Genomic DNA, 23,545 nt, shown 5'->3' on the forward strand with positions numbered 1-23,545 from the left:
CCGTCATCGCCGCGGCGTCGACAGAACGGCAGTGCCGAGCCGCTTCAGCGCCGCCTTCAACGCGTCGCTTTCGACGCCTTCCACCATGGTTTCGAGCCGCCGGGCAGCCTCGCCGACAAGGGGCAGCGGGCGGCTGTAGCGCTTGGGCGGCGGTGCGACCGGCTTCTGGACGATGCGCAACTGACCGATTGCGTGGAAACCGAAGAAGCCGTTGATGCGCTGGATCAGCTCGCCCTGGGCATGGGTGAGGAAAAGCGCCCGGGCGCCTTCGCACGCGACCGTCAGCACACCCGGCTGGTATCCGCCTTCGCCGGCGATCTCCGAAGCGCGGCGCGGCCAGGCAATTCTTTCCGGCCGGGTGCAATCGGCAAACTCCGCACCGGCGATTTCGTCCCACGAACCGAGCAGCATCGTGTTGATGCCGGCCCGCTTCGCCAGCACCGGATCGATCAGGCCGTTGGCAACTTCGCTGATCTGAACGACGCCCTTGCGGGCCTTTCTCTCACTCACGGAACGACTTTCTGTTTGCAATTTCGATCGAACCTTGCGGCTCAAGCCGGCATCGGCCAAGTATAGGCCGCAAAAGGATCTCCCTGCAAATGATGCGCGATCTTCCGCAGGCGGCGAGCGCCGCACTTCTTCTCGAATGGTACGATCGCCACCACCGCGACCTTCCATGGCGGGTGCCGCCGGCAGCGGCGCGGAAAGGTGCGGTTGCCGACCCCTATCGCGTCTGGCTGTCGGAGGTGATGCTTCAGCAGACGACGGTCCAGGCAGTCAAAGCCTATTTCGAGAAATTCCTCACCCTGTGGCCGACGGTCGGCGACCTTGCCGCTGCGGACACCGAAGATGTGATGAAGGCCTGGGCCGGCCTCGGCTACTACGCCCGCGCGCGAAACCTGAAGAAATGTGCCGAAGCGGTCGCCCGCGATCATGGCAGCCGTTTTCCCGATAGCGAAGAGGGGCTGAAAGCGCTGCCGGGCATCGGCGACTACACCGCCGCAGCCATCGCCGCGATCGCCTTCAACCGGGCAAGTGCCGTTCTCGACGGAAATGTGGAACGCGTGATCTCGCGCCTCCATGCCGTCGAGACGCCGCTGCCCGCGGCCAAGCCCGAAATGCGGGCCCTCGTCCACGCGCTGACCCCGGCCGACCGGCCGGGCGATTTCGCGCAGGCGATGATGGATCTCGGCGCGACGATCTGCACGCCGAAACGGCCCGCCTGTTCCCTCTGTCCCTTTCGCGCTGATTGCCGGGCCCTGAAAACAGCCGACCCGGAGACATTTCCGCGCAAGGCAGCCAGGAAGGAGAAGCCGCTGCGCCGGGGTGCGGCCTTCGTCGCCGTCGACGGCTTCGAGGCGGTCTATCTTCGCAAGCGCCCCGAAACGGGCCTCCTCGGCGGCATGACAGAAGTGCCCGGCACGGACTGGACGGCGCGCCGCGACGGCGACACCTCGATAGACGCTCATCCCTTCCCCGCAGCGTGGGAGCCGTGCGGGACCGTGAACCACGTCTTCACGCATTTCGAGTTGCACCTTTCCGTCTTTCGGGCCAGGGTCTGGCGCGCCAATGTCGGAGAGGTGCGGACCGGCACGAGCGGATGGTGGGAGCCGCTCGCCTCGCTCAAGGCGCAGGCGCTTCCGACTGTCATGAAAAAGGCAATCGCCAAGGCTATACCGCATGCGTTCGAAGCGGGCTAAATGCAAGGCGGAGCGCTTTGCGGCCGCTCCGGCCCAATTTCCGTCGCAAGCCAAGGATCGGCAGGAATACCAATGAGCAGCATTGACATCCGCCACATCGTTTTCGACATCGGCAAGGTGCTGATCCATTACGATCCGAACCTTCCCTATTCCCGCCTCATACCGGACGAGGCGGAACGCAACTGGTTCTTCGCCAATGTCTGCACATCCGACTGGAACATAGAGCAGGATCGCGGCCGCTCCTGGGAAGAGGCGGAGGCACTCCTCATCCGCAACCATCCCGAAAGGGAAGATCACATCCGGGCCTTTCGCCGGCACTGGCATGAAATGGTGCCGCACGCCTATGTGGGGACGGTCGCCATCATGGAAGGCCTGATCGCCGACGGCTGGGACGTCACCATGCTGACCAATTTCGCCTCCGACACCTTCCGGGAGGCGCAGAAGCTTTATCCCTTCCTGACCCTGCCGCGCGGGGTTACGGTCTCCGGCGACGTGCGGCTCATCAAGCCTGATCTCGCCATCTACCGGACCCACGCGAAGGCCTTCGATCTCGATCCGGGCGCAACGCTCTTCATCGACGACAGCGCCGCCAATGTCGAGGGCGCGCAAGCGGCCGGCTGGCACGCGGTTCAGTTCACCGGCGCAGAAAGGCTGAAGGCCGATCTGGCGGCCTACGGTATCCAGCCTTCCGAGACGGCACCCGCACTGACAGCGGCCGCCGTGCTGTAATTGGCCGACGCCAGAATTGATACAAACGCCCGGAATCCTCTTCGGATTCCGGGCGTTTAAAGCGCTCATCCGGGACTGAAGGTACAAAAACCGGAGGGGGGCGCTTATCGAAGACCCAGGCGGAACTGGTTGATCAGTTCAGTTTTGCCAGGTCGTTTCGAATGACGGATCTGAGCTCGTCGATCGGTTTCAACGCGCTTCCCTCCTCGAAGTGCCAGAAGGTCCAGCCGTTGCAGGCATCGAGGCCCTGAACTTTCGCACCGAGGCGATGAATGGATCCGGCCTCGCCGCCGGACGCAAGCGTGCCGTCGGCGCGAACGATCGCGCTGTAGCGGCGCTTCGCATCCGTCAGAACCGTGCCGGGCTTGATGAGCCCGCTTTCCACCAGAGTGTTGAAGGCGACGCGCGGCTCCGCCTTCTTGCCGGTCATGACCGAGAGCGTGGCCTTGCCGAGCGGCTCCACGGCCGCGATACGCTCGGCGGCGGCGTCGATATAGTCCTGCTCGCGCTCGATGCCGACGAAGTGCCGGCCGAGGCGCTTGGCGACCGCTCCGGTGGTGCCGGAGCCGAAGAACGGGTCGAGCACGACGTCGCCGGGCTTGGTCGAGGCCATCAGAATGCGGGCAAGCAGCGCTTCCGGCTTTTGTGTCGGGTGTACCTTCTTACCATCGTCTCCCTTCAGCCGCTCGGAACCGGAGCAGATGGGGAACAGCCAGTCGGAGCGCATCTGAACGTCGTCGTTCGCCGCCTTCATCGCTTCGTAGTTGAAGGTATAGCCCTTGGCTTTGGCGTTCGGCGTCGCCCAGATCAGCGTTTCATGCGCGTTCTGGAAGCGGCGGCCCTTGAAGTTCGGCATCGGATTGGTCTTGCGCCAGATGATATCGTTCAAGACCCAGAAATGCAGGTCCTGAAGGATCGCGCCGACCCGGAAGATATTGTGGTAGGAACCGATGACCCAGAGCGTGCCGGTGGGCTTCAGGACACGCCGGCAGGCAAGCAGCCAGGCCCGGGTGAAAGCGTCATAGGCTTCGAAGGAGGCAAACTGGTCCCAATCGTCGTCCACTGCATCGACCAGCGACTGGTCGGGCCGGTGCAACGTGCCGCCGAGCTGAAGATTATAGGGCGGGTCGGCGAAGACGACATCGACCGAATGATCGGGAAGCGCGTTCAGCGCGGCCACGCAATCTCCCTTGATGATGCTGTCCAGCCAGTTCAGCGGACGGGCGGCACGGGAGATTTCGGCAAGCGAAACAACTGATGACATTGGCAACTCGCAAATACGCTTACTCGGACTGACGATAGGCTTATGGTTACCGAAGATGGTTACCAAAGCCTGAAGGCGCCGGAAAAATTTGCGTCGCTGCAGGGGCCATCGTCCAGGCGGCGCCGTCCGGGACTTGCCCGCCGGCGATACTTCGACTACCATCGAAGTATGAAGGAAGGTCCGGACATAGCTCTTATCGGCTCGTTGATCGGCGATCCTGCACGCGCGAACATGCTGACCGCTCTGATGGGCGGCCAGGCGCTGACGCCGACGGAGCTCGCAGCCCAGGCCGGCATCACGCTGCAGACCGCCAGTTCGCACCTCGCCAAGCTGGAGGCAGGCGGCTTGCTGACACAGCGCAAGCAGGGCCGGCACCGCTATTACGCGCTGAGCGAGGACGAGGTCGGCCTCATGCTCGAAAGCCTTATGGGTTTTGCCGCCGGGCGCGGCCTGACGCGCTCGCGGCCCGGACCAAAGGACCCGGCACTACGCAAGGCACGCGTCTGCTACAACCATCTTGCCGGCGATTACGGCGTGCGCATGCTGGACAGCCTGATCGCCGCCCGGCAGATGGAAATGACGGGCGACGACGATCTGGCCCTGACCGATGCCGGGCGTGTCCGCATCGAGTCGCTCGGGATCGACTACGCCGCGCTCAGGAAATCCAGGCGGCCGATCTGCCGCACCTGCCTCGACTGGAGCGAGCGGCGGTCGCATCTCGCCGGTTCGCTCGGGGAGGCGTTGCTGACGCTCTTCATCGACAAGGGCTGGGCGAAACGGGAGCAGAGCAGCCGGGCGGTTCGCTTTACGGCGCCAGGCGAGAAGGCCTTTCTCGAGCTCTTCCCGCGGTGATCACGACGATTTGTACCGTCGGCTGCAGCGATTGTGAGTTGAATCGGCCACAATCCCCGGTTCTCCATCTCCTGCCCCAGGTTGAGCTTTGATCCGCCATCGTATAAAGCTGCGACCACCGTTTCCCGCGCCGCTTTTCAGCTCCTCCCCTGCCGGCGGCGCCTTTCTCCCAAGGAACCGATTTATGACCGGTATCGACCTCATCATCTTCGACTGCGACGGCGTGCTCGTCGATTCGGAAATCATCGCCTCGGAAGTCGAGGCCGGACTGCTGACGGAAGCGGGCTATCCGATCAGCATCGAGGAAATGTCCGAACGCTTTTCCGGCATGACCTGGCGCGACACGTTGCTGGCGGTCGAGAAGGAAGCAAGCATTCCGCTCTCCGCCTCCCTGATCGACAAGGTCGATGCCATTCTCGACATGCGGCTTGCCCGCGACGTCAAGATCATCGAAGGCGTGCGGCCGGCACTCATGCAACTGACGCTTCCGCATTGCATCTGCTCCAACTCCACTTCCAAACGGCTTGCGATGATGCTCGGCAAAGTCGGAATCAAGGATCATTTCGGCAAGCACATCTATTCCGCGCGCGATCTCGGGCCGGATCGCGTCAAGCCGAAGCCGGACATCTTCCTGCATGGGGCCGCACAGTTCGGCGTCGATCCGGCACGCGTTCTTGTCATCGAAGACTCGGTTCACGGCATTCATGGCGCACGCGCGGCGGGCATGCGCGTCGTCGGTTTTACCGGCGGTTCGCATACGTTCGCAGCCCATGCGGACAAGCTGACGGAAGCCGGTGCCGAAACGGTCATCTCGCGAATGGCGGCGCTTCCCGGAGTAATCGCCGCGCTCGCGGAATGGTCGGAGTCCATGACGGCTTAGGGGGACGGCTTAGGGGGGAACGGCTTAGGGCGGGCGAGGATTCCATGCCGCATTGAAGCCGCATGGACTTCCTCCGAGAATCGGCCGATTTTCAGACTGCGCGCGGGCATATCAAGCAAACCCCCAGAAGGGGGAATTTTCCAAGGAGGAAACACAATGCGTCTTTCACGATTGACCGGAATGGCCCTGGCGGCCAGCGTCGCGTTTGCGCCGCTCGCCCATGCCGACATCACCATCGGCGTCATCACGCCGCTCACCGGTCCCGTTGCGGCCTTCGGCGAGCAGGTCAAGAACGGCGCCGAAGCGGCGATCGAAGCGATCAACAGCGCCGGCGGCGTCAATGGCGAGAAACTTGTCGTCAAGATCGTCGACGACGCGGGCGAACCCAAGCAGGCCGTCTCGGTCGCCAACCAGCTGGCGGGCGAAGGCATAAAATACGTGGTCGGACCGGTGCTTTCCGGCACCTCGATGCCGGCATCCGACGTGCTGGCGGAAAACGGTATCCTGATGGTCACGCCGACGGCAACGACCCCGGACCTGACCACCCGCGGCCTGTGGAACGTTCTGCGCACCTGTGGACGCGATGATCAGCAGGCCGTGGTCGCCGCCGACTACGTCGTCAAGAACTTCAAGGACAAGCGCGTCGCGGTCCTTCACGACAAGGGAGCCTATGGCAAGGGTCTTGCCGACGGCTTCAAGGCTGCGATCAACGCAGGCGGCATCACCGAGGTGGTCTATGAGGGCCTGACGCCCGGCGAGAAGGACTTCGGGGCGATCGTCACCCGCCTCAAGTCCGAGAACGTCGACGTCGTCTATTTCGGCGGCTATCACGCGGAGGGCGGGCTGCTCGCTCGCCAGATGCATGACCAGGGCGTGAAGGCGCAGCTCCTCGGCGGCGACGGTCTTTCCAACACCGAGTTCTGGGCAATCGGTGGCGAAGCCGCATCGGGCACCGTCTACACCAATGCCAGCGACGCCACCCGCAACCCAGCCGCCGCACCGGTGATCGAGGCCCTCAAGGCCAAGAACATCCCCGCGGAAGCCTTCACGCTCAACGCCTATGCAGCCGTGCAGGTTCTCAAGGCGGGCATCGAGAAGGCGGGCTCGCCCGACGACGCGACTGCCGTTGCCACCGCCATCAAATCCGGCGACGCGATCGACACGGTCATCGGCAAGCTGACCTACGGCGAAAGCGGCGACCTCACCTCGCCAAGCTTCTCGCTTTACAAGTGGGAAGGCGGCCAGAGCGTCGCGGTCGAGTAAGCGGCCGCTGAACGGAGTTGAGCTCGCCCCTCATCCGCCTGCCGGCACCTTCTCCCCGTCTTACGGGGAGAAGGGACAAGCGGCATCGCCTCCGCATCTTCAACGTCAAGAGAGAGCTGGGAGCGTGCCGCTCGCGTCCTTCGCCCCGCCTGCGGGGAGAAGGTGGCCGGCAGGCCGGATGAGGGGCGGGTATTACTTGGTCCTGTACGGACCTTCGTCAAATCCTACGAAGACCTTCGCTTCGGCGCCGGCGCCGGCAGGAAGCGTCACATCGGCCTTGGTGAAAACGAACTGGGTGGTGGCGCTGCCCGCCGGCACTTCGACCGGGTATTGAGTGAGCTCCGAATAAAGCGTCTTCTCGCCATCCGTGGCGGCGACGCGGATCGGCAGCGTCACCCTGCCCGGCCCGCCGGCGGGACCGGCGACCACGCGACCCTGCACCACGACCGTCATCGTCAGCTTGTCCGGGCTCTGCACGCATTGGCGCGTCGTGTCGGCAAGCGAGGCCTGATAGACGATCTTGCTCGGATCGTCCTTGGCACCCTTTGCATAGGTGCGGTAGGAGGAGGTACCGTCGCGGAGGCTGATCGGCGGGCAGGCCGCCTGGATCACCGCAGGCGTCGGCGCCGTCGCGCTTCCGCCGGCGTCGATGGCGCCGCCCGATTGCGTCTTGTTACAGCCGGCAGCGGCCAAAAGAAGGGATACTGCGAGAACACGGCGAAATACTTTGCCAGACACGTTGCACAACCTCTACTGAACGGACGAACTCCCAAACCGCGATGATTTCGGCTTATAACAAAGCCAAACTCGCCGCGGCCGGCTTCAACGGGCGAGAGCTCGAGACCGCCTCGGGTCAACTCGAGCTCAGGGCCGAAAACGGCTGGAGGCCTTTCTTGACCTTCGGGCATCGTCTATATCAGCGGCGAAATCAAAAATCGACCGGTCCACGCTCCCCAACCGAAATTTCCGAAACCGACGTGAAATTGCCACGGTGACAAGAATGGCCGCGCGATTTGCCAGGGACTGACGCAAAAGCGCCTGCAGCGCCGCGCGTCTCATTCAGACGCGCAAACGACGAAGGATGACGACGGTGAAGTATATTTCCACACGGGGAGAAGCGGCCTCTCTCGGTTTTTGCGATGCTCTTCTGGCAGGACTTGCCCGCGACGGCGGACTTTACCTGCCGAAGGAATGGCCGGCGCTCTCGAAAAAAAATATCCGGGCGCTGCGCGGCAAATCCTATCAGGAGATCGCCTTCACCGTTCTCGAACCCTTCACCAATGGCGAAATCCCGGCGGCCAAGTTCCGCGAGATGATCGACGAGGCCTACGCCACTTTCCGTCATCCGGCCGTAGCACCCCTGGTCCAGACCGGACCGAACGCTTTCGTGATGGAGCTCTTTCACGGTTCGACGCTCGCCTTCAAGGACGTCGCCATGCAGTTGCTCGCCCGGCTGATGGACTATGTTCTTGCCGAACGGGGTGAGCGGGCGACGATCGTGGGAGCGACTTCCGGCGATACCGGCGGCGCCGCGATCGACGCCTTCGCCGGCCGCGATCGCACCGATATCTTCATCCTCTTTCCGCAGGGCAAAGTGTCGCCGGTGCAGCAAAGACAGATGACCACGTCCACGGCATCGAACGTGCACGCGGTCGCCGTAAAGGGCAATTTCGACGATTGCCAGAACCTGGTCAAAGCCATGTTCAACGACCAGGCCTTCCGCGACCGCGTGAAGCTTTCCGGCGTCAATTCGATCAACTGGGCGCGCATCATGGCTCAGATCGTCTATTACTTTACGACGGCGGTCGCTCTCGGCGCGCCCGACCGGAAGATCTCCTTCACCGTGCCGACCGGCAATTTCGGCGATATTTTCGCAGGCTACGTCGCCAAGCGCATGGGTCTGCCGATCGACAAGCTGATCATCGCCACCAACGAAAACGACATTCTGGCGCGCACCCTGAAGAACGGCCGCTATGAGATGCGCGACGTCAAGGCGACGACCTCGCCTTCGATGGACATCCAGATCTCGTCGAACTTCGAAAGGCTCATCTTCGAGGCGAACGAGCGCGATCCGGCGGAAGTCCGCGCAGCCATGGCGAGCCTCAGGCAATCCGGCTCGTTCACGCTCGGCGACGCAGCGCTGAAAAAAATCCGCAAGGAATTTCGCGCGGGCCGCGCCTCGGAGAAAGATGTGGCGAAGACGATCCGCAAGACCTTCGACGAAACCGGCTATCTCCTTGATCCGCATACGGCAATCGGCGTTTTCGTGGCAGCCAAGCACGAGAAGAACTCCGCCCCGATGGTCACCCTTGCGACTGCCCATCCGGCAAAATTCCCCGCCGCAGTAAAATCGGCAAGTGGTATTGACCCCGCGCTTCCGACGTGGCTTGCTGATCTCATGACTAGGGCGGAGCGTTTCGACATCCTGGATCCGGAGCTCAAGAGCGTCGAAACCTTCATCGGCGAGCGTACCCGCGTTCGGGAATAGAGCGAAAGATCACGGATGATGAAAGTTGAGTGCACCCGGCTCCCTTCCGGGCTGACGGTGGTTACCGAGCGAATGCCGCATCTGGAAAGCGTGGCGCTCGGAGTCTGGATCAAGTCCGGTTCGCGCAACGAAACCGTGAATGAACACGGAATTGCGCATCTCCTGGAGCACATGGCTTTCAAGGGCACGAGGCGGCGCAGCGCCCGCCAGATCGCCGAGGAAATCGAGAATGTGGGCGGCGAGGTCAACGCCGCCACCTCGACCGAAACGACTTCCTACTATGCCCGCGTGCTCAAGGACCATCTGCCGCTGGCGGTCGATATCCTCGCCGACATTCTGACGGAATCGACCTTCGAGGCGGACGAGCTCCGTCGCGAGAAGCAGGTCATCCTCCAGGAGATCGGCGCGGCGGACGACACGCCGGACGACGTCGTCTTCGATCGCTTTGCCGAGACCGCCTATCGCGGCCAGACGGTCGGCAGGCCGATCCTCGGCACGCCGGAAACGGTGATGTCCTTCAGCGCGGATCAGATCCGCCAGTATCTCGGCCGCAACTATACGACCGACCGCACCTTCATCGTTGCCGCCGGCGCCGTCGATCACGACACCATAGTGCGCCAGGTGGAGGAGCGTTTCGCCTCCCTGCCCGCCGAACCCGTTTGCGCTCCCGTCATCGAGACCGCGCGCTACACCGGCGGCGACAGCCGCGAGAGCCGCGACCTGATGGACGCGCAGGTTCTGCTCGGCTTCGAAGGCAAGGCCTATCACGCGCGTGATTTCTATTGTTCGCAGATCCTTGCCAACATCCTCGGCGGCGGCATGTCTTCCCGCCTGTTCCAGGAAGTGCGCGAACACAGAGGCCTCTGTTATTCGGTCTACGCCTTCCATTGGGGCTTTTCCGATACCGGCATCTTCGGCGTACATGCGGCAACGGGCGGAGAAAACCTGCCGGAATTGATGCCGGTGATCGTCGATGAATTGCGCAAGTCGTCCTTGAGCATCGATCAGCAGGAGATCGAGCGTGCCCGCGCACAGATCCGGGCGCAATTGCTGATGGGCCAGGAAAGCCCGGCCGCGCGTGCGGGACAAATCGCACGGCAGATGATGCTGTACGGCCGGCCCATTCCTAATGAGGAACTGATGGAACGCCTGTCGGGCATCACCATCGAGCGCCTCACCGACCTGGCCGGCCGCCTGTTCTTCGACACGGTTCCGACGTTGTCGGCCATCGGGCCGCTCGGGCAGCTCGCTCCCCTGAACGACATATTGTCCTCGCTGACCGCGAAGGCGGACGCGATTCATGCTGCGGCGAGCTGACCGGCCGTTGCCGGTCGCATGCCTTCCTTCAACGTCCTCGTTTTCCTTGTACAATTCTTAAAATCGGATTCGATTTGGGCGTAAACTTGTGCAACGTTTCGCATTGAGACAGTGCCCTGAAGCGCGTCGCGTTCGATCCGACATCCGACGCGCATTAGGGCATTGTTCTCGTGCAGGTCGTCCCAACCGCCGCATATTGTCTGGGCGACATGCATTCGGTTCGACCGAACTGCGGCGGCGCCGACGCGGTACTGGCCTGGAGGCATAGATGACAAGATCGGTTTTTCGGTTCCTTTCGCGGCAGCCGGATACGGTCGAGATCGCCAGCCAGCATTACCTGCTCCGCCTCCCCCGCTACGCCGACTACCGGCAATGGTATCGGTTGCGCAGCGAAAGCCGCGCCTTCCTGGAGCCGTGGGAGCCTACCTGGCGCGCCGACGAAATGACCGAAGGCGCCTTTCGCAGCCGCGTCAATCGCAACGAGCAGGAATTTGCGTCCGGTCAGGCCGTACCGCTCTTCCTCTTCCACAGGCCGGACGAAACGCTGCTTGGCGGTCTCACCATCGGTCATATCCGCCGCGGTGCTGCGCAGAACTGCATGATCGGCTACTGGATGGGCCAGAAACATGCCGGACAGGGCCATATGTACGAGGCCTTGAAGCTGACGATCCCCTACATCTTCACGGGGCTCGAGTTGCACCGTATCGAAGCAGCCTGTATTCCAGAAAACGCTCGGAGCATCCGGCTCCTTGAAAAGGCCGGCTTTGAGCGTGAAGGCTATTTGAGACAGTATTTGAAGATAAACGGGCAGTGGCGGGACCATTTGATGTTTTCGCTCCTCTCCGTCGATGCCGTACCCAACAGGAATTTGCCCCTTTGATGCCCCTGACCCGTAAGCCGCTCGCATGGCCAGCCGCAAGGCTGGCGGCGTTTCTGGTCGCACTCGTCGTTTTCGTCCTTGGTCTTGGCGGCGGCGTTGCGCATGCGCTCGAGCCGGTGAAGATCTCGCGCGAGGACACGGCGCTCGACCTTACCGCCACGACGGAGATCTACAGCGGCAGAGGCGATGCCTTTCAGGTTTCGACCGCCCCCGGCACGGACGGCATCGTCAGACGCATCGAAGTGCGTTCCAGCACGGAAAACCACCAGGGCGACTGGGCCGTATTCGCGCTCGCGAATGTATCGGAAGAGCAGCTCGAACGCGTTATCGTCGCACCGCATTTCCGGCTCGTGAATTCGAAGCTCTTCTGGCCCGACCTCGGCTCGCAGCGAATACTCTCGATCACGCCGAGCGAGGGTTTTGCGCTGGACCGGCAACCGAGCGAAGAAGCGGACGTCTTCCGGATCACGCTCAATCCGGGTGCGGTCATCACTTTCGTTGCCGAACTCACCACGCCGGAGCTGCCACAGATCTATCTTTGGCAGCCGGACGCCTACAAGGATACCGTCAACGCCTTCACCCTGTATCGCGGTATCGTGCTCGGCATCGCCGGGCTGCTCGCGGTGTTCCTGACGATCCTTTTTGTCGTCAAGGGCACGTCGATGCTGCCGGCCACCGCCGCGCTCGCCTGGGCCGTGCTTGCCTATATCTGCGTCGATTTCGGCTTCCTTTCGAAGCTCATCACCGTGACTGCCGACGACGAGCGCATATGGCGAGCGGGCACGGAGGTGTTCCTCGCAGCCGGTCTCGTGGTCTTCCTGTTCACCTATCTCAATCTCAATCGCTGGCATCAGCATCTCGGCTACGCGACGCTCGCATGGATTCTCGGCCTCGGGCTGCTCTTCGGCGTCGCCGTCTACGATCCGGCGATCGCCTCCGGCATCGCCCGCCTGTCCTTCGCGCTGACGGCAACCGTCGGCATCGTGCTGATCGCCTATCTGGGCTTCAACCGTTATGACCGCGCGATCCTTCTCGTTCCCGCCTGGCTATTGATCCTTGTGTGGCTGTTCGGCGCCTGGCTCGCGGTGACCGGTCAACTCGCCAACGACATCGTGCAGCCGGCACTCGGCGGAGGCCTCGTACTCATCGTGCTTCTGATCGGCTTCACCGTCATGCAGCACGCCTTTTCCGGCGGGGCCTATCAGCTCGGCCTGTTCTCCGATCTCGAGCGCCAGGCGCTGGCACTCACGGGATCAGGCGATACCGTCTGGGACTGGGACGTGGCGCGCGACCGGGTCGTTACCATTCCCGATATCTCGCACCAACTCGGGCTTTCGCTCGGAACGATGAACGGGCCGGTGCGCAATTGGGTGCCGCGGCTGCACCCCGACGATCGCGACCGTTTCCGCGCAACGCTCGACGTGCTGCTCGAGCATCGCCGCGGGCGGCTCAACCATGAATTCCGCGTGCGCGCCGAGGATGGCCATTATCATTGGCTCTCGATCCGGGCGCGCCCGGTGCTCGGCGCCAATGGCGAAATCATCCGATGCGTCGGAACCATCAACGACATCACCGAACAGCGCAATTCGGTCGAGCGGCTCCTGCACAACGCGCTTCTGGACAATCTGACCGGCCTGCCGAACAGACAGGTCTTTCTCGATCGCCTGCAGGCGATCCTCCTGATGGGCGACGGCAGCAACTCGATACGCCCGACCGTGCTTGCCATCGATATCGACCGCTACAAGCAGGTCAACGACATGCTGGGGATCGCCGCCGGCGACAACGTCCTCATCGCGCTGACGCGCCGCCTGCGCAGGCTTCTGCGCCCGCAGGACACGCTCGCGCGTCTCGGTGGCGACCAGTTCGGCTTGATCCTCATGTCCGAACGCGATCCGCCCAAGATCGCCGACTTCGCCGATGCGGTCAGCAAGGCGATCATGGTACCGCTCAACTACGGAAATCGGGAGATCAACCTGACCGCTTCGATCGGCCTCGTCTCATGGCTCGATCAGGAGCAGAGCGCTGCTGGACTGCTCGACGATGCCGAGCTTGCGATGTTCCGCGCCAAGAAGGCGGGCGGCAACCGGGTCGAACCGTTCCGTCCGGCTTTCCGGACCTCCGGCTCGGACCGCCTACAGCTCGAAGCCGACCTGAAACGCGCCATGGAACGCAAGGAGCTTTCCCTCGTATACCAGCCCATCGTCCGCCTCAGCGATGCCGAAATCGCCGGCTTCGAAGCGCTCATGCGCTGGGAGCATCCGAAGCGCGGAAATATTTCACCGACTGAATTCATCCCCATTGCGGAGAATTCCGACCTGATAAACCAGCTGGGTCTGTTCGCCTTCGACAAGGCCACGAGCGATCTTGCCGAGTGGCAGGCGCAGACCGGCGACCTGCCGATCTTCATCTCGATCAACCTGTCGAGCGCGCAGCTTCTGAACAACGAACTCTATGACGACATGCGCGCGATTCTCAGCAAGAGCCGCTGCGATCCGGCGCAGATCAAAATGGAACTGACGGAATCGCTTGTCATGGAGAACCCCGAGCAGGCCAGGCTCGTGCTTGAAAAGCTCCGCGAAGCCGGGCTGCGGCTGGCGCTCGACGATTTCGGCACCGGCCACTCGTCGCTCTCCTATCTCACCCGCTTCCCTTTCGACACGATCAAGATCGACAAGGCGCTGGTCCGCGATCCAAGCGACAAGCGCGCGGTCATCCTGCGCTCGGTGATCACGATGGCGCGCGAGCTCGACATGCGGGTGGTCGCGGAGGGAATCGAATCCGAGGAGGATGCGATCCAGCTCGCGCAGATGGGCTGCGACTACGGTCAGAGCTTCCTGTTCGGTCCGCCGGTGGGATCGGAATCGATCCTGAGGCTCCTGAAGGAGCGATTTCCGCTGATGAAGCGGGCGTGAGGCATCTGCCCTCTGATGGCCCATTGGGCGAAGGGACAAGCGGCACGCTCCTCCTGCTGCTGGCTTGAGAGATGATCGAGCGACTGCCGCTTGCCGCTTCCCCCCGCCTGCGGGGAGAAGGTGCCGACAGGCGAATGAGGGGCAATCAAGCGTGGCCTGAGTCCGTCGAGAGCATCGCCGGGCTGACACCCATCAGGGCCAGCGCTCTGTCGTACTTCTCGTCGAGGTCCCGGCTGAAGATCAGCTCCTCCTGCGCAGGGCAGGTCAGCCAGCCGTTCTGGGTGATTTCGGCCTCCAGCTGGCCTGGGCCCCATCCCGCATAGCCGAGCAGCATGGTCGCCTTGAGAGGTCCCTCGCCGCGCGAGATCGCCCTGACGATGTCGAGCGTCGCCGTCAGGCAGATGTCGTCACTGACGGGAATGCTGGAGTCGCTCAGATAATCGTCCGAATGCAACACGAAGCCGCGCCCGGTCTCGACGGGGCCTCCGGCCTGGATCTGGAACTCGCGCGTAGCCGACGGCAGGCGGATGGCCTCATCCGGGTCCAGAAGCTGCAGGTGCAGCAGAACATCCGGGAAGGTCAGGCGCTGCGGACGATTCAGAATGAAACCCATCGCCCCGTCTTCCGAATGGGCGCAGACGAAGATGACCGTCCGGGCGAAATTGGTGTCGAACATGCCGGGCATGGCGATCAGGAATTGACCGTCAAGGAAGCCACGTTCGCGTATCGTATTCAGCACGTTTTTCGCCATGATGATGATAGCCTATCAATTCGCGACGAAATGAAAAGCGCTTCTACGTGGCGTTCGACGATATTTGCGCCCACGCAAGCGACACCCTGTCCATGCTCTCGCCTTGCCCGATCAAGCAATTATGATCGCAGCGGCATATCGGGACCGCTGGAGGCCAAGGGCGAAACGCGATACAGCTTGGCCATGACCCGACGCTCGACCCCAATGAAGATGGCCCAGCGCATCGCGACGGCAAGCCTTCTCCTCGCTTTTTTTCTGCCTGCCCAGTCCTATGGAGCCGCCAGCGAATGGGTGACCTCGCCCGGCGGCGCTTTCCGCATTGTCGCTTCGCACCCGAACCCGGATGGTATCATTCCCGCCATTCTTGAAGTTCGACTGAACCCCGGCTGGAAGACCTATTGGCGCGATCCCGGCGCAAGCGGCATACCACCACAAGTGACCATCGATCCCTCCGGCGGCGTCTCGCTGCGGTCGATCCGCTTTCCGGTGCCGAAGACGTTCGGCGAAGGGCCCGGGCGCTACACCGGATATGACGCGCCGGTGGCTTTCCCGCTGATCCTCAGTAAGACCGGCAACGGCGGCGACGTCACCATCCGCGCCTCCGTCTTCCTCGGCATCTGCGAAGATATCTGCATTCCCGTGCAGGGCGATGTGACCCTTGCGCTCAAAAGCGGCGAATTCGACAATCCGCTCGACGGTGCGCGCATCGAGAAGGCGCTCTCCGCGCTGCCGGAACAGCCATCCGAGAACTTCAGGGTGGTCACCTCGAAATTCGATGCGTCCGCCGGCAAGCTACGGATTGAGTTCGTGTTGCCGCCGGATGCGGCTGCCGGGTCAGCCGATCTCTTTCTCGCCGGACCGTCGGGCGTCTTTTTCGGCGTGCCGGTTATTCACGATGCGCAGGGCGCCGAGCGCCGGGCCGACGTTCCGGTGAAGCTCTCCGGCAAGGACAAGACCGTCGCGGGAAAGCCGATCACGCTCACCCTGCGCGCGGGCAGGCGCAGCATGGAAACGACGCTTGCGTTTGATTGAGCCGACCCTATAGTCCTGCGAAACACCGCTGCCGCATAGAAACGAGGAGATACCAGTGACCATTGCCGTCGGAGACAAGCTGCCCAACGCCACCTTCAAGGAGAAGACCGCAGACGGCCCGGTCGAGGTAACGACAGAGCAGCTCTTCAAGGGCAAACGCGTGGTTCTTTTCGCGGTGCCGGGTGCTTTTACCCCGACCTGCTCGCTCAACCACCTGCCCGGCTATCTGGAAAATCGCGACGCCATACTTGCGCGCGGCGTCGACGATATCGCCGTGGTTGCGGTCAACGACCTGCATGTGATGGGCGCCTGGGCGACCCACTCCGGCGGCATGGGCAAGATCCATTTCCTCTCGGACTGGAATGCCGCCTTTACCAAGGCGATCGGGATGGAGATCGATCTTTCGGCCGGCACGCTCGGCATCCGCTCGAAACGCTATTCGATGCTGGTCGAAGACGGCGTCGTCAAGGCGCTGAACGTCGAGGAAAGCCCGGGACAGGCGACCGCTTCCGGTGCGGCCGCGATGCTTGAGCTGCTCTGATTCTGAAGGCGGACTGCAAGCATCTGCCCCTCATCCGGCCTATCGGCCACCTTCTCCCCGCACGCGGGGCGAAGGGACAAGCGGCATGCCCCGAAGGTCCCGCTTCCCCGCCTGCGGGGAAGAGAGGACTGGACTAGTCCGGGTCGAGCCCTAGGAAGAGGGGCAGCCGCAAGTGAAATCACAGCCTCGCATTATCTCCCATTCGAATTCACTTCACCGCGTCGGCGCGACGCGCTCTCTTGAACGGTTCCATGCCCTTGCGGGCGAGTTCGTCGGCGCGTTCGTTCTCCGGGTGACCGGCGTGGCCCTTCACCCAATGCCAAGTCACGTTGTGACGATTCCTCGCCTCATCGAGCGCCTGCCACAACTCGCCGTTCTTTACCGGCTTCCGGTCGCCGGTTTTCCAGCCGTTGCGCTTCCAGCCGTGTATCCATTTGGAGATCCCGTCCATGACATATTTGCTGTCGGTATGGAGATCGACCTCGCAGGGCTGCCTGAGCGCGTTGAGGGCAGAGATCGCCGCAAGAAGCTCCATGCGGTTGTTCGTCGTCTCCGCCTCCCCGCCGGACAATTCCTTCTCCACGTCGCCGTAGCGCAGGACCGCGCCCCAACCGCCCGGTCCCGGATTTCCCGAGCACGCACCGTCGGTAAAGATGTCGACGTGCTTCATGCCGAGGCCTCTTCGCGTCTGAGGCCGTATTCGGCGCTCGAGACGATGGCGCGGTGGAAGCGGATCTTCGTCAGATATTCGAGCGGATCTTTCTTGACCACAAGCGCGCCCGGCGGCGTCGTCAGCCAGTCATAGAGGCGCGTCAGGAAGAAGCGGAGTGCGGATCCGCGCGCAAGCAGCGGCAGCGCCTCTACTTCTTCCGCCGTCAATCTCCGCACGCTCTCATAGCCGGAAAGCAGCGCCATGCCCTTGGTGATGTTGTAGGAGCCATCCTTCTCGAAGCACCAGGAGTTCAGGCAGATGGCGACGTCGTAGGCGAGGAAGTCGTTGCAGGCGAAGTAGAAATCTATAAGGCCGGAAAGGCGATCGCCGAGGAAAAACACGTTGTCCGGGAAGAGATCAGCGTGGATCACGCCTTTCGGCAGATCCTTCGGCCAATGCTCCTCGAGAAAGGCGAGCTCCGTCGCGATCTCGTCCTTGAGGCCGGCTTGAACCTCGTCGGCACGCGCTTCGGAGTTCCGCCATAGCGGTCGCCAGCCTTCGACGGAGAGCGCGTTGGGGCGCTTCAGGGCAAAGCCCTCGCCCGCCTGGTGCATCGATGCGAGCGCCCGCCCGACTTCGCGGCAGTGCTGCGCCTCGGGCTTCCTCAGCCACATGCCTTCCAGAAACGAGATCACGGCCGCAGGTCTTCCGGAGAGCGTTCCGAGAAGCTTGCCGTCGGCGCGTGGAAGGGGCAGCGGGCAGGAAAGCCCCCGCTGGGCTAGGTGATGCATGAGGCCCAGGAAAAACGGCAGATCGTCGGCGTTTACCCGCTTCTCGTAAAGCGTGAGGATATAGGCCCCCTCGGTCGTGTGGAGAAGGAAGTTCGAATTCTCCACGCCCTCGGCGATCCCCTTGTAGGAGGTCAGCGATCCAACCTCGTAGGCGGCGAGGAAACGGATCAGCTCGTCTTCCGTGATATCGGTATAAACTGCCAAGGCGCGTTACTTTCCAGAGATGCGAATTGCGAGATATTAAGCGGCTAGAGCACTTCCAGGAAAAGCGTGTGACGGTTTTCCGTCCGGAAGCGCGTTGGTTCAAATGGGGAGCATTTCAGTGTTTCCTTGAAACATCGACATGCTCTGGCCGAGCTACTCGCCGTTGACGAAGGCCATGTCGGCCCCCGTGAGTTCGACGTGCCGGAGCTCGCGGTTGACGAGAAAGTGCTCGTTTTCCTCCACCGTGTCGGCAAGCTCGACCGTGGCATCGTAGCGCTCGCGGAACGCTTCGATGATCTCGTTGACGATCACCTCCGGTGCGGAAGCACCCGCCGACAACCCGACCATCGAGATATCCCCCACCGTCGCCCAGTCGATTTCGGAGGCGCGCTGGACGAGAACGGCTTTCTTCGCCCCTGCCCTCAACGCAACTTCGACGAGGCGCTTCGAGTTCGATGAGTTGGGTGCGCCGACGACCAGGAAAAGGTCGCAGCCGGGCGCCGCCTGCTTCACCGCTTCCTGCCGGTTCGTGGTGGCATAGCAGATCGAATCGGCCGCAGGCGCAGTCAGGTTCGGAAAGCGCTCATGCAGCCGTTTGATGACGCCGGCGGTGTCGTCGACCGAGAGCGTCGTCTGCGTGACGAAACCGAGATTGTCAGGGTCCGGCGGCATATAGACCTCCGCATCCTCGACGGTCTCGACGAGGGAGACCGCCCCCTCCGGCAATTGTCCCATGGTGCCGATAACCTCCGGGTGTCCGGCATGGCCGATCAGCACGACGTGGCGTCCCATACGATGATGGCGCATCGCCTGCTTGTGCACCTTCGAGACGAGCGGACAGGTGGCGTCGAGATAGAAGAGATTGCGCGCGTCCGCATCGGCCGGAACGGATTTCGGCACTCCATGGGCGGAGAAGACCACGGGCTGCTCGCGGTGCTCGGGCGGGATCTCGTCGAGTTCCTCGACGAAAATCGCCCCCTTGGCTTCGAGCCCCTCCACGACGTAACGGTTATGCACGATCTCATGGCGGACATAGACCGGCGCGCCGAACTCCTTGAGCGCGAGCACCACGATCTGGATCGCCCGGTCGACGCCCGCGCAGAAGCCACGCGGCCCGCAGAGGCGGATGGTGATCGGGGATTTTGCTGCTGTGGATGGGGCCATCATGAAAACGCCAGTGGAACGAACAAACCAGATGTCGGCATGCGCCATATATAGCGGCAACGACCGGGCACACAAGGAAGAACCGGCGCGCCCTACCGCCTGCGCCGATAGACGTAGATGCCGCTGACGGCGACGAGGGCGGCTGCAAGGCCGTACCAGGTCAGCGCATATTGCAGGTGATTGTTCGGCAGATCGAACTGGGTCACGCCGCCGATCGGAAGGCCGCCGGGATTTTCCGATGCATCGGCATCGATAAAGAAGGAAACGACGCGATCGGTTGCGATGCCGGCAGAGTCCGCCATCGCATCGAGGTCCTTCCAGTAGAAGATGTTCTTGGCGGCGTCGTTGTCCGGTACCAGCGACGACGGCTTTCCGGAAAGCTTCGGCCGCGCCAGGCCGTCGATCGCCACACTTCCGGCGATCTGCCCTTCGGCCCGCGTGGAGGCGTCCTTCTTTTCGAAGGGGACGAAGCCGCGGTTCACGAAAATCGCCCGGCCATCGGCCAGCATGAGAGGCGTGAAGACGTAGAAGCCGGTACGGCCTTCATGGGTGGCGAAGAAATGGCGCTCCTTGCCGTGGTCGTACACGCCGGACACATGCACCGTCCGGTAGTCGATGTCTTCGCCGGCCGCGGCCATGGCCTCGATCTTGTCGAGCGAGACGGCCGGCGCCGAACGCCGCTCGGCAATTGCACCGATCAGCGCCTCCTTCCAATGCAGCCGTTGCATCTGCCAGGTACCGAGCGACACGAGCACGGCGAAAGCGGCGAGCACCAGGACAATGCCCGCCAGACGGCCGGCGCGGCTATGCGGGGCCGGCATGCGCTCGTCAACCACGGTCGATTTCACCCGGGCGTGCATTGTTTCGGTATTGCAGATTGATGAGCACGCCCTTCAGCAGGCGCGTCAGCGCCAGGCTCAAGATGGTTGCAAGCGGAATCCACAGGAGGAAATGCAGCCAGAGCGGCGGGTTGACGTTGATCTCCATCCAGAGCGCCGCGCCGACGACGACGAAGCCGACGATCAGGATGACGAAGACGACCGGGCCATCGCCGGAGTCCGCGAAACCATAATCGAGCTCGCAACTGCTGCAAGCCGGCCGAACCTTCAGCAGGCCGTCGAAGAGCTTTCCCTGGCCGCAGCGGGGGCAAAGACCCTTGATTCCCGTCATCACGGGATCGACGGGCGGGTAGAGCGCCTTGTCTTCGTTCATGGCGTGGTCACGATCGCGGTATTGTCGGGAACCCTGTCCCGGATTTCGTCCATCTCGGCATTGGTAACGGCAATGCAGCCATTCGTCCAATCGAACATCTGCGTCAAAAACGCCGGCCAACCGAAATACCATATGTTCAAACGAAACGGGGCGACCTCTCGGCCGCCCCCGTCATCAACAAAGGAAAAACGGCATCAGCCGTGGGCGATCGGCGCGCCCCAGCCACCCCAGATGTAGATGGAGAAGAAGAGGAACAGCCAGACGACGTCGACGAAATGCCAGTACCAGGCCGCCGCTTCGAAGCCGAAGTGGTGCTTCGGCGTGAAGTCGCCCCGCAGGGCGCGCAGCAGGCAGACGAGCAGGAAGATCGTGCCGACCAGCACGTGGAAACCGTGGAATCCGGTCGCCATGAAGAAGGTCGCACCGTAGATCGAATCCTTGAACGCGAAAGGCGCGTGCGCATATTCGTAGCCCTGCACGTAGGAGAAGAGAACGCCGAGCAGGACCGTGAGCGTCAGGCCGTAGACGAGGCCCTTGCGGTCGTTGTGCAGCAGCGCATGGTGCGCCCAGGTCGCCGTCGTGCCGGAGAGCAGCAGGATGACGGTGTTGTAGAGCGGCAGGTGCCAGGGATCGAGGACCTCGATGCCCTTGGGCGGCCAGACGCCGCCGGTGAACTCGGCGCGCGCGGCCTGGATCGCTTCGCCGGGAAAGAGGCTGGCGTCGAAGAATGCCCAGAACCAGGCAGCGAAGAACATCACCTCGGAAGCGATGAACATGATCATGCCGTAGCGCAGGTGCAGCGACACGACGCGGGTATGGTGGCCCTCATGCGCTTCCTTGATGGTGTCCGACCACCAGCCGAACATGGTATAAAGGATCAGCGCCAGACCGATGAAGAAGACCCACGGGTTGGCGAACTCAAGCCCGAACAACTTGAACGAGCCGCCGGAGAGATAGCGCATGTAGCCGACGCCGCCGAAGGCCATGACGAAGGCTCCGATGGAGGCAAGCAGCGGCCACGGGCTCGGGTCGATGATGTGATAGTCGTGTTGCTTCTGATGCGCTCCGGCCATGTCGATAACTCCCGATAGTCCTCTCTTGTCGCCGCCCGGCATAGCCGAAACGGCGCGCATGTCAAAGTTGGTTTTCTGCCTTCGCCTTCACTTGCGCGACCGGCTTGGAGGGTTCGCGCGGATAGAAGGTGTAGGACAGCGTCAAAGTCTTGATGCCCTTCGTCTCGACCGGCTTGACGATCTCCGGATCGACGAAGAAGACGACCGGCATCTCCATTTCCTCGCCCGGCTGAAGCGTCGTCTCGGTGAAGCAGAAGCATTGCACCTTGTTGAAATAGGCACCGGCCGCCATCGGCGTCACGTTGAACGTCGCCTGGCCCGTCGTCGGCGTCGAAGCCAGGTTCTTCGCACGGTACATGATCTGTACCGTCTCGCCGATCCTGATGTCGATATCCCGTTGAACCGGGACGAACTCCCAAGGCAGTCCGGCAGCGACATTGGCGTCGAACGTAACCTTGACCTTCTCGTCGAGGATGAGGTCGGATGCCTGCTCGACCCGCTGCGTCGTACCGTTGTAGCCCGTAACGCGGCAGAACATGTCGTAGAGCGGAACGGCGGCATAGGCCATGCCGATCATGCCGGCCACAAATGCAAGGCACGTGCCGACGATCACGCCGTTCGAGCGTTCCTTCCGATCTGCCTGTCCATTCTCCGCCATGCGCAACGCCTTCAATTCACCATGCCGCCGCCGACCTTGACCAGCGTGACGACGTAGAAAATCGCGACCAGGGCCGCCAGCACGATACCGAGCGCGATGTTGCGGCCGCGGCGAGACTTCTTCTGAGCCTCGTTGAGTTCGACGGTTTCCATCAGACAATACCTCCAAGCCAGATCCGGGCGATCGCGTAATCGACCAGAAGCGCCGAGAATATCGCGAAAAGATAGGCGATCGAGAATGCGAAGAGCTTCTTCGCCGGTACCATGCGCTTGTCGCCTTCGGGCATGCGCAGCACACCCAGCGAATACCAGACGAAACCGAGCCCCATGGCCGTGGCAAAGGCTCCATAGCCCAGGCTCGCGAAGCCGAGCAAGGTGGGACAGACGCCGCTGATCGCGGTGAGCACGGCATAGATGACGATCTGCCGCTTGGTCGTCGCCTCGCCGCAGACATTCGGCATCATCGGCACGCCGACCGCGCCGTAATCGCCCATCTTGAAGAGAGCCAGGGCCCAGAAATGCGCCGGCGTCCAGAGAAAGATGATGAGGAAGAGCACCATGCTCTCGACCGACACGCCGCCGGTCACGCAGGCCCAGCCTATCATCGGGGGGCAGGCCCCGGCGGCTCCGCCGATGACGATGTTCTGCGGCGTCGAGCGCTTCAGCCACATCGTGTAGATGGCCACGTAGAAGAAGATCGTGAAGGCGAGCAATCCGGCTGCGAGCCAGTGAACGGCGAGCCCGAGGATGATCACCGAGAATGCCGACAGGGTCAGCCCGAAGGCGAGCGCCTCCTGAGGCAAAATCTTGCCGGCCGGAATCGGACGCTTGGCCGTGCGGCTCATCACCGCGTCGATATCCGCGTCGTACCACATGTTCAGCGCACCGGAGGCGCCGGCTCCGATGGCGATGCAGAGAATGGCGGTGAAGCCGATGAACGGATTGATATGACCGGGGGCAAGGACGAGCCCGGCGAATGCGGTGAAGACGACGAGAGACATGACGCGCGGCTTCAGGAGCTCGAAATAATCGCGCGCAGAGGCCTCGGAAAGTCGCGGTGCGCCTTCCATGCCAACTACCTCGTGATTGTCGATGACCGTCATGTCCGTACCTTGAACTTGCTGCGGCAAAAACAGCCGCGTCACGCCGGTATCCCGGCGGGGAGAAGCCGCCGAAACCGGCG

Annotated in this window: 25 protein-coding genes; 11 read left to right on the plus strand and 14 right to left on the minus strand. The window is 62.6% G+C overall.

Features of this window, described 5'->3' with window-relative positions; genetic code table 11:
• Positions 1-3: 3 nt before the first annotated feature.
• Positions 4-510, minus strand: coding sequence for a DUF721 domain-containing protein (locus ACTJKL_RS14350; RefSeq protein ID WP_026168555.1), 507 nt, complete (start codon positions 508-510; stop codon positions 4-6).
• Positions 511-599: 89 nt separating this feature from the next.
• On the opposite strand from ACTJKL_RS14350, the gene mutY reads away from it, so the two are divergent.
• Together mutY and ACTJKL_RS14360 are read left to right on the plus strand one after the other, a co-directional pair.
• Positions 600-1,700 (plus strand): A/G-specific adenine glycosylase, encoded by a 1,101-nt coding sequence (gene mutY / locus ACTJKL_RS14355; protein ID WP_275596621.1) that lies wholly within the window; start codon positions 600-602, stop codon positions 1,698-1,700.
• A 72-nt stretch (positions 1,701-1,772) separates the two neighbouring features.
• Positions 1,773-2,429, plus strand: a complete 657-nt coding sequence (locus tag ACTJKL_RS14360) for an HAD family hydrolase (protein WP_440853154.1) — start codon at positions 1,773-1,775, stop codon at positions 2,427-2,429.
• A 133-nt stretch (positions 2,430-2,562) separates the two neighbouring features.
• On the opposite strand, the gene ACTJKL_RS14365 is transcribed toward ACTJKL_RS14360, so the two are convergent.
• Entirely contained in the window at positions 2,563-3,693 is a 1,131-nt protein-coding gene (locus tag ACTJKL_RS14365) for a site-specific DNA-methyltransferase (protein ID WP_324763059.1), read from the minus strand.
• Positions 3,694-3,861: 168 nt separating this feature from the next.
• Here ACTJKL_RS14365 and ACTJKL_RS14370 point away from each other — a divergent pair, with 168 nt between their 5' ends.
• From ACTJKL_RS14370 to ACTJKL_RS14380, 3 genes are all read left to right on the plus strand, one after another.
• A complete protein-coding gene (locus ACTJKL_RS14370) occupies positions 3,862-4,545 on the plus strand; it encodes an ArsR/SmtB family transcription factor (protein ID WP_100674577.1) in 684 nt (227 codons plus the stop codon).
• A 184-nt stretch (positions 4,546-4,729) separates the two neighbouring features.
• Positions 4,730-5,425 (plus strand): HAD family hydrolase, encoded by a 696-nt coding sequence (locus ACTJKL_RS14375; protein WP_100674567.1) that lies wholly within the window; start codon positions 4,730-4,732, stop codon positions 5,423-5,425.
• Positions 5,426-5,581: 156 nt separating this feature from the next.
• Positions 5,582-6,688, plus strand: coding sequence for an ABC transporter substrate-binding protein (locus ACTJKL_RS14380; RefSeq protein ID WP_100674568.1), 1,107 nt, complete (start codon positions 5,582-5,584; stop codon positions 6,686-6,688).
• A gap of 192 nt (positions 6,689-6,880) precedes the next feature.
• Here the strand turns inward: ACTJKL_RS14380 and ACTJKL_RS14385 are convergent, their stop codons facing one another.
• Positions 6,881-7,426: a hypothetical protein gene (locus ACTJKL_RS14385; protein ID WP_026168553.1), complete on the minus strand. Its 546-nt coding sequence runs from the start codon at positions 7,424-7,426 to the stop codon at positions 6,881-6,883.
• A 343-nt stretch (positions 7,427-7,769) separates the two neighbouring features.
• On the opposite strand from ACTJKL_RS14385, the gene thrC reads away from it, so the two are divergent.
• The 4 genes from thrC (at position 7,770) to ACTJKL_RS14405 (ending at position 14,285) form a co-directional block, all read left to right on the plus strand.
• Positions 7,770-9,176 carry a threonine synthase gene (gene thrC, locus ACTJKL_RS14390; protein ID WP_440853155.1) on the plus strand — a complete coding sequence of 469 codons (1,407 nt, stop codon included), beginning with the start codon at positions 7,770-7,772 and terminating at the stop codon, positions 9,174-9,176.
• Positions 9,177-9,191: 15 nt separating this feature from the next.
• Positions 9,192-10,493, plus strand: coding sequence for a M16 family metallopeptidase (locus ACTJKL_RS14395; protein WP_127711663.1), 1,302 nt, complete (start codon positions 9,192-9,194; stop codon positions 10,491-10,493).
• A gap of 268 nt (positions 10,494-10,761) precedes the next feature.
• A complete protein-coding gene (locus ACTJKL_RS14400; RefSeq protein WP_018094457.1) occupies positions 10,762-11,373 on the plus strand; it encodes a GNAT family N-acetyltransferase in 612 nt (203 codons plus the stop codon).
• Positions 11,373-14,285, plus strand: coding sequence for a sensor domain-containing phosphodiesterase (locus ACTJKL_RS14405; RefSeq protein WP_275596627.1), 2,913 nt, complete (start codon positions 11,373-11,375; stop codon positions 14,283-14,285). Before ACTJKL_RS14400 ends, ACTJKL_RS14405 begins: the two co-directional genes overlap by 1 nt.
• A 145-nt stretch (positions 14,286-14,430) precedes the next feature.
• On the opposite strand, the gene ACTJKL_RS14410 is transcribed toward ACTJKL_RS14405, so the two are convergent.
• Positions 14,431-15,036 (minus strand): YqgE/AlgH family protein, encoded by a 606-nt coding sequence (locus tag ACTJKL_RS14410; protein WP_018094455.1) that lies wholly within the window; start codon positions 15,034-15,036, stop codon positions 14,431-14,433.
• Positions 15,037-15,240: 204 nt separating this feature from the next.
• Between ACTJKL_RS14410 and ACTJKL_RS14415 the strand changes: the two genes are divergently transcribed.
• Both ACTJKL_RS14415 and ACTJKL_RS14420 read left to right on the plus strand, forming a co-directional pair.
• Positions 15,241-16,068 carry a protein-disulfide reductase DsbD domain-containing protein gene (locus tag ACTJKL_RS14415; RefSeq protein ID WP_440853197.1) on the plus strand — a complete coding sequence of 276 codons (828 nt, stop codon included), beginning with the start codon at positions 15,241-15,243 and terminating at the stop codon, positions 16,066-16,068.
• A gap of 55 nt (positions 16,069-16,123) precedes the next feature.
• Complete coding sequence (locus ACTJKL_RS14420) at positions 16,124-16,609, plus strand: peroxiredoxin (RefSeq protein ID WP_018094453.1); 486 nt, start codon at positions 16,124-16,126, stop codon at positions 16,607-16,609.
• Positions 16,610-16,817: 208 nt separating this feature from the next.
• Here the strand turns inward: ACTJKL_RS14420 and rnhA are convergent, their stop codons facing one another.
• From rnhA to ACTJKL_RS14470, 10 genes are all read right to left on the minus strand, one after another.
• Complete coding sequence (rnhA, locus tag ACTJKL_RS14425; RefSeq protein WP_018094452.1) at positions 16,818-17,279, minus strand: ribonuclease HI; 462 nt, start codon at positions 17,277-17,279, stop codon at positions 16,818-16,820.
• Positions 17,276-18,256 (minus strand): homoserine kinase, encoded by a 981-nt coding sequence (locus ACTJKL_RS14430; protein WP_100669153.1) that lies wholly within the window; start codon positions 18,254-18,256, stop codon positions 17,276-17,278. Before ACTJKL_RS14430 ends, rnhA begins: the two co-directional genes overlap by 4 nt.
• A 153-nt stretch (positions 18,257-18,409) precedes the next feature.
• Positions 18,410-19,420: a 4-hydroxy-3-methylbut-2-enyl diphosphate reductase gene (gene ispH / locus ACTJKL_RS14435; RefSeq protein ID WP_440853156.1), complete on the minus strand. Its 1,011-nt coding sequence runs from the start codon at positions 19,418-19,420 to the stop codon at positions 18,410-18,412.
• 92 nt (positions 19,421-19,512) lie between these two features.
• Positions 19,513-20,280 (minus strand): SURF1 family protein, encoded by a 768-nt coding sequence (locus tag ACTJKL_RS14440; RefSeq protein ID WP_440853157.1) that lies wholly within the window; start codon positions 20,278-20,280, stop codon positions 19,513-19,515.
• The gene (locus ACTJKL_RS14445) at positions 20,249-20,632 is read right to left on the minus strand and encodes a DUF983 domain-containing protein (RefSeq protein WP_100669155.1); all 384 of its coding nucleotides are present in this window, start codon (positions 20,630-20,632) and stop codon (positions 20,249-20,251) included. The genes ACTJKL_RS14440 and ACTJKL_RS14445 overlap by 32 nt, the downstream gene beginning before the upstream one ends.
• Positions 20,629-20,730, minus strand: coding sequence for a L,D-transpeptidase (locus ACTJKL_RS14450; protein ID WP_275596631.1), 102 nt, complete (start codon positions 20,728-20,730; stop codon positions 20,629-20,631). Before ACTJKL_RS14450 ends, ACTJKL_RS14445 begins: the two co-directional genes overlap by 4 nt.
• Positions 20,731-20,826: 96 nt before the next feature.
• A complete protein-coding gene (locus ACTJKL_RS14455) occupies positions 20,827-21,705 on the minus strand; it encodes a cytochrome c oxidase subunit 3 (protein ID WP_100669988.1) in 879 nt (292 codons plus the stop codon).
• A gap of 61 nt (positions 21,706-21,766) precedes the next feature.
• Positions 21,767-22,363, minus strand: a complete 597-nt coding sequence (locus ACTJKL_RS14460; protein WP_440853158.1) for a cytochrome c oxidase assembly protein — start codon at positions 22,361-22,363, stop codon at positions 21,767-21,769.
• A gap of 11 nt (positions 22,364-22,374) precedes the next feature.
• Positions 22,375-22,515: a cytochrome c oxidase system small membrane protein gene (locus tag ACTJKL_RS14465; protein WP_010968907.1), complete on the minus strand. Its 141-nt coding sequence runs from the start codon at positions 22,513-22,515 to the stop codon at positions 22,375-22,377.
• On the minus strand, positions 22,515-23,465 hold the full coding sequence (locus tag ACTJKL_RS14470) for a heme o synthase (RefSeq protein ID WP_440853198.1): 951 nt from the start codon (positions 23,463-23,465) through the stop codon (positions 22,515-22,517). The genes ACTJKL_RS14465 and ACTJKL_RS14470 overlap by 1 nt, the downstream gene beginning before the upstream one ends.
• Between the last annotated feature and the right edge of the window lie 80 nt (positions 23,466-23,545).

The sequence above is a fragment of the Sinorhizobium sp. 22678 genome (assembly GCF_052044265.1).
Classification (GTDB): Bacteria; Pseudomonadota; Alphaproteobacteria; order Rhizobiales; family Rhizobiaceae; genus Sinorhizobium; species Sinorhizobium meliloti_A.

Bases quoted from the DNA above. Each gene is read 5' to 3' on its own strand.
- mutY (WP_275596621.1), top strand. From the start codon at position 600: ATGATGCGCGATCTTCCGCAGGCGGCGAGCGCCGCACTTCTTCTCGAA.
- ACTJKL_RS14360 (WP_440853154.1), top strand. From the start codon at position 1,773: ATGAGCAGCATTGACATCCGCCACATCGTTTTCGACATCGGCAAGGTG.
- ACTJKL_RS14365 (WP_324763059.1), bottom strand. From the start codon at position 3,693: ATGTCATCAGTTGTTTCGCTTGCCGAAATCTCCCGTGCCGCCCGTCCG.
- ACTJKL_RS14370 (WP_100674577.1), top strand. From the start codon at position 3,862: ATGAAGGAAGGTCCGGACATAGCTCTTATCGGCTCGTTGATCGGCGAT.
- ACTJKL_RS14375 (WP_100674567.1), top strand. From the start codon at position 4,730: ATGACCGGTATCGACCTCATCATCTTCGACTGCGACGGCGTGCTCGTC.
- ACTJKL_RS14380 (WP_100674568.1), top strand. From the start codon at position 5,582: ATGCGTCTTTCACGATTGACCGGAATGGCCCTGGCGGCCAGCGTCGCG.
- thrC (WP_440853155.1), top strand. From the start codon at position 7,770: ATGACGACGGTGAAGTATATTTCCACACGGGGAGAAGCGGCCTCTCTC.
- ACTJKL_RS14395 (WP_127711663.1), top strand. From the start codon at position 9,192: ATGATGAAAGTTGAGTGCACCCGGCTCCCTTCCGGGCTGACGGTGGTT.
- ACTJKL_RS14400 (WP_018094457.1), top strand. From the start codon at position 10,762: ATGACAAGATCGGTTTTTCGGTTCCTTTCGCGGCAGCCGGATACGGTC.
- ACTJKL_RS14405 (WP_275596627.1), top strand. From the start codon at position 11,373: ATGCCCCTGACCCGTAAGCCGCTCGCATGGCCAGCCGCAAGGCTGGCG.
- ACTJKL_RS14410 (WP_018094455.1), bottom strand. From the start codon at position 15,036: ATGGCGAAAAACGTGCTGAATACGATACGCGAACGTGGCTTCCTTGAC.
- ACTJKL_RS14415 (WP_440853197.1), top strand. From the start codon at position 15,241: ATGAAGATGGCCCAGCGCATCGCGACGGCAAGCCTTCTCCTCGCTTTT.
- rnhA (WP_018094452.1), bottom strand. From the start codon at position 17,279: ATGAAGCACGTCGACATCTTTACCGACGGTGCGTGCTCGGGAAATCCG.
- ispH (WP_440853156.1), bottom strand. From the start codon at position 19,420: ATGGCCCCATCCACAGCAGCAAAATCCCCGATCACCATCCGCCTCTGC.
- ACTJKL_RS14440 (WP_440853157.1), bottom strand. From the start codon at position 20,280: ATGCACGCCCGGGTGAAATCGACCGTGGTTGACGAGCGCATGCCGGCC.
- ACTJKL_RS14445 (WP_100669155.1), bottom strand. From the start codon at position 20,632: ATGAACGAAGACAAGGCGCTCTACCCGCCCGTCGATCCCGTGATGACG.
- ACTJKL_RS14450 (WP_275596631.1), bottom strand. From the start codon at position 20,730: ATGTTCGATTGGACGAATGGCTGCATTGCCGTTACCAATGCCGAGATG.
- ACTJKL_RS14455 (WP_100669988.1), bottom strand. From the start codon at position 21,705: ATGGCCGGAGCGCATCAGAAGCAACACGACTATCACATCATCGACCCG.
- ACTJKL_RS14460 (WP_440853158.1), bottom strand. From the start codon at position 22,363: ATGGCGGAGAATGGACAGGCAGATCGGAAGGAACGCTCGAACGGCGTG.
- ACTJKL_RS14465 (WP_010968907.1), bottom strand. From the start codon at position 22,515: ATGGAAACCGTCGAACTCAACGAGGCTCAGAAGAAGTCTCGCCGCGGC.
- ACTJKL_RS14470 (WP_440853198.1), bottom strand. From the start codon at position 23,465: ATGACGGTCATCGACAATCACGAGGTAGTTGGCATGGAAGGCGCACCG.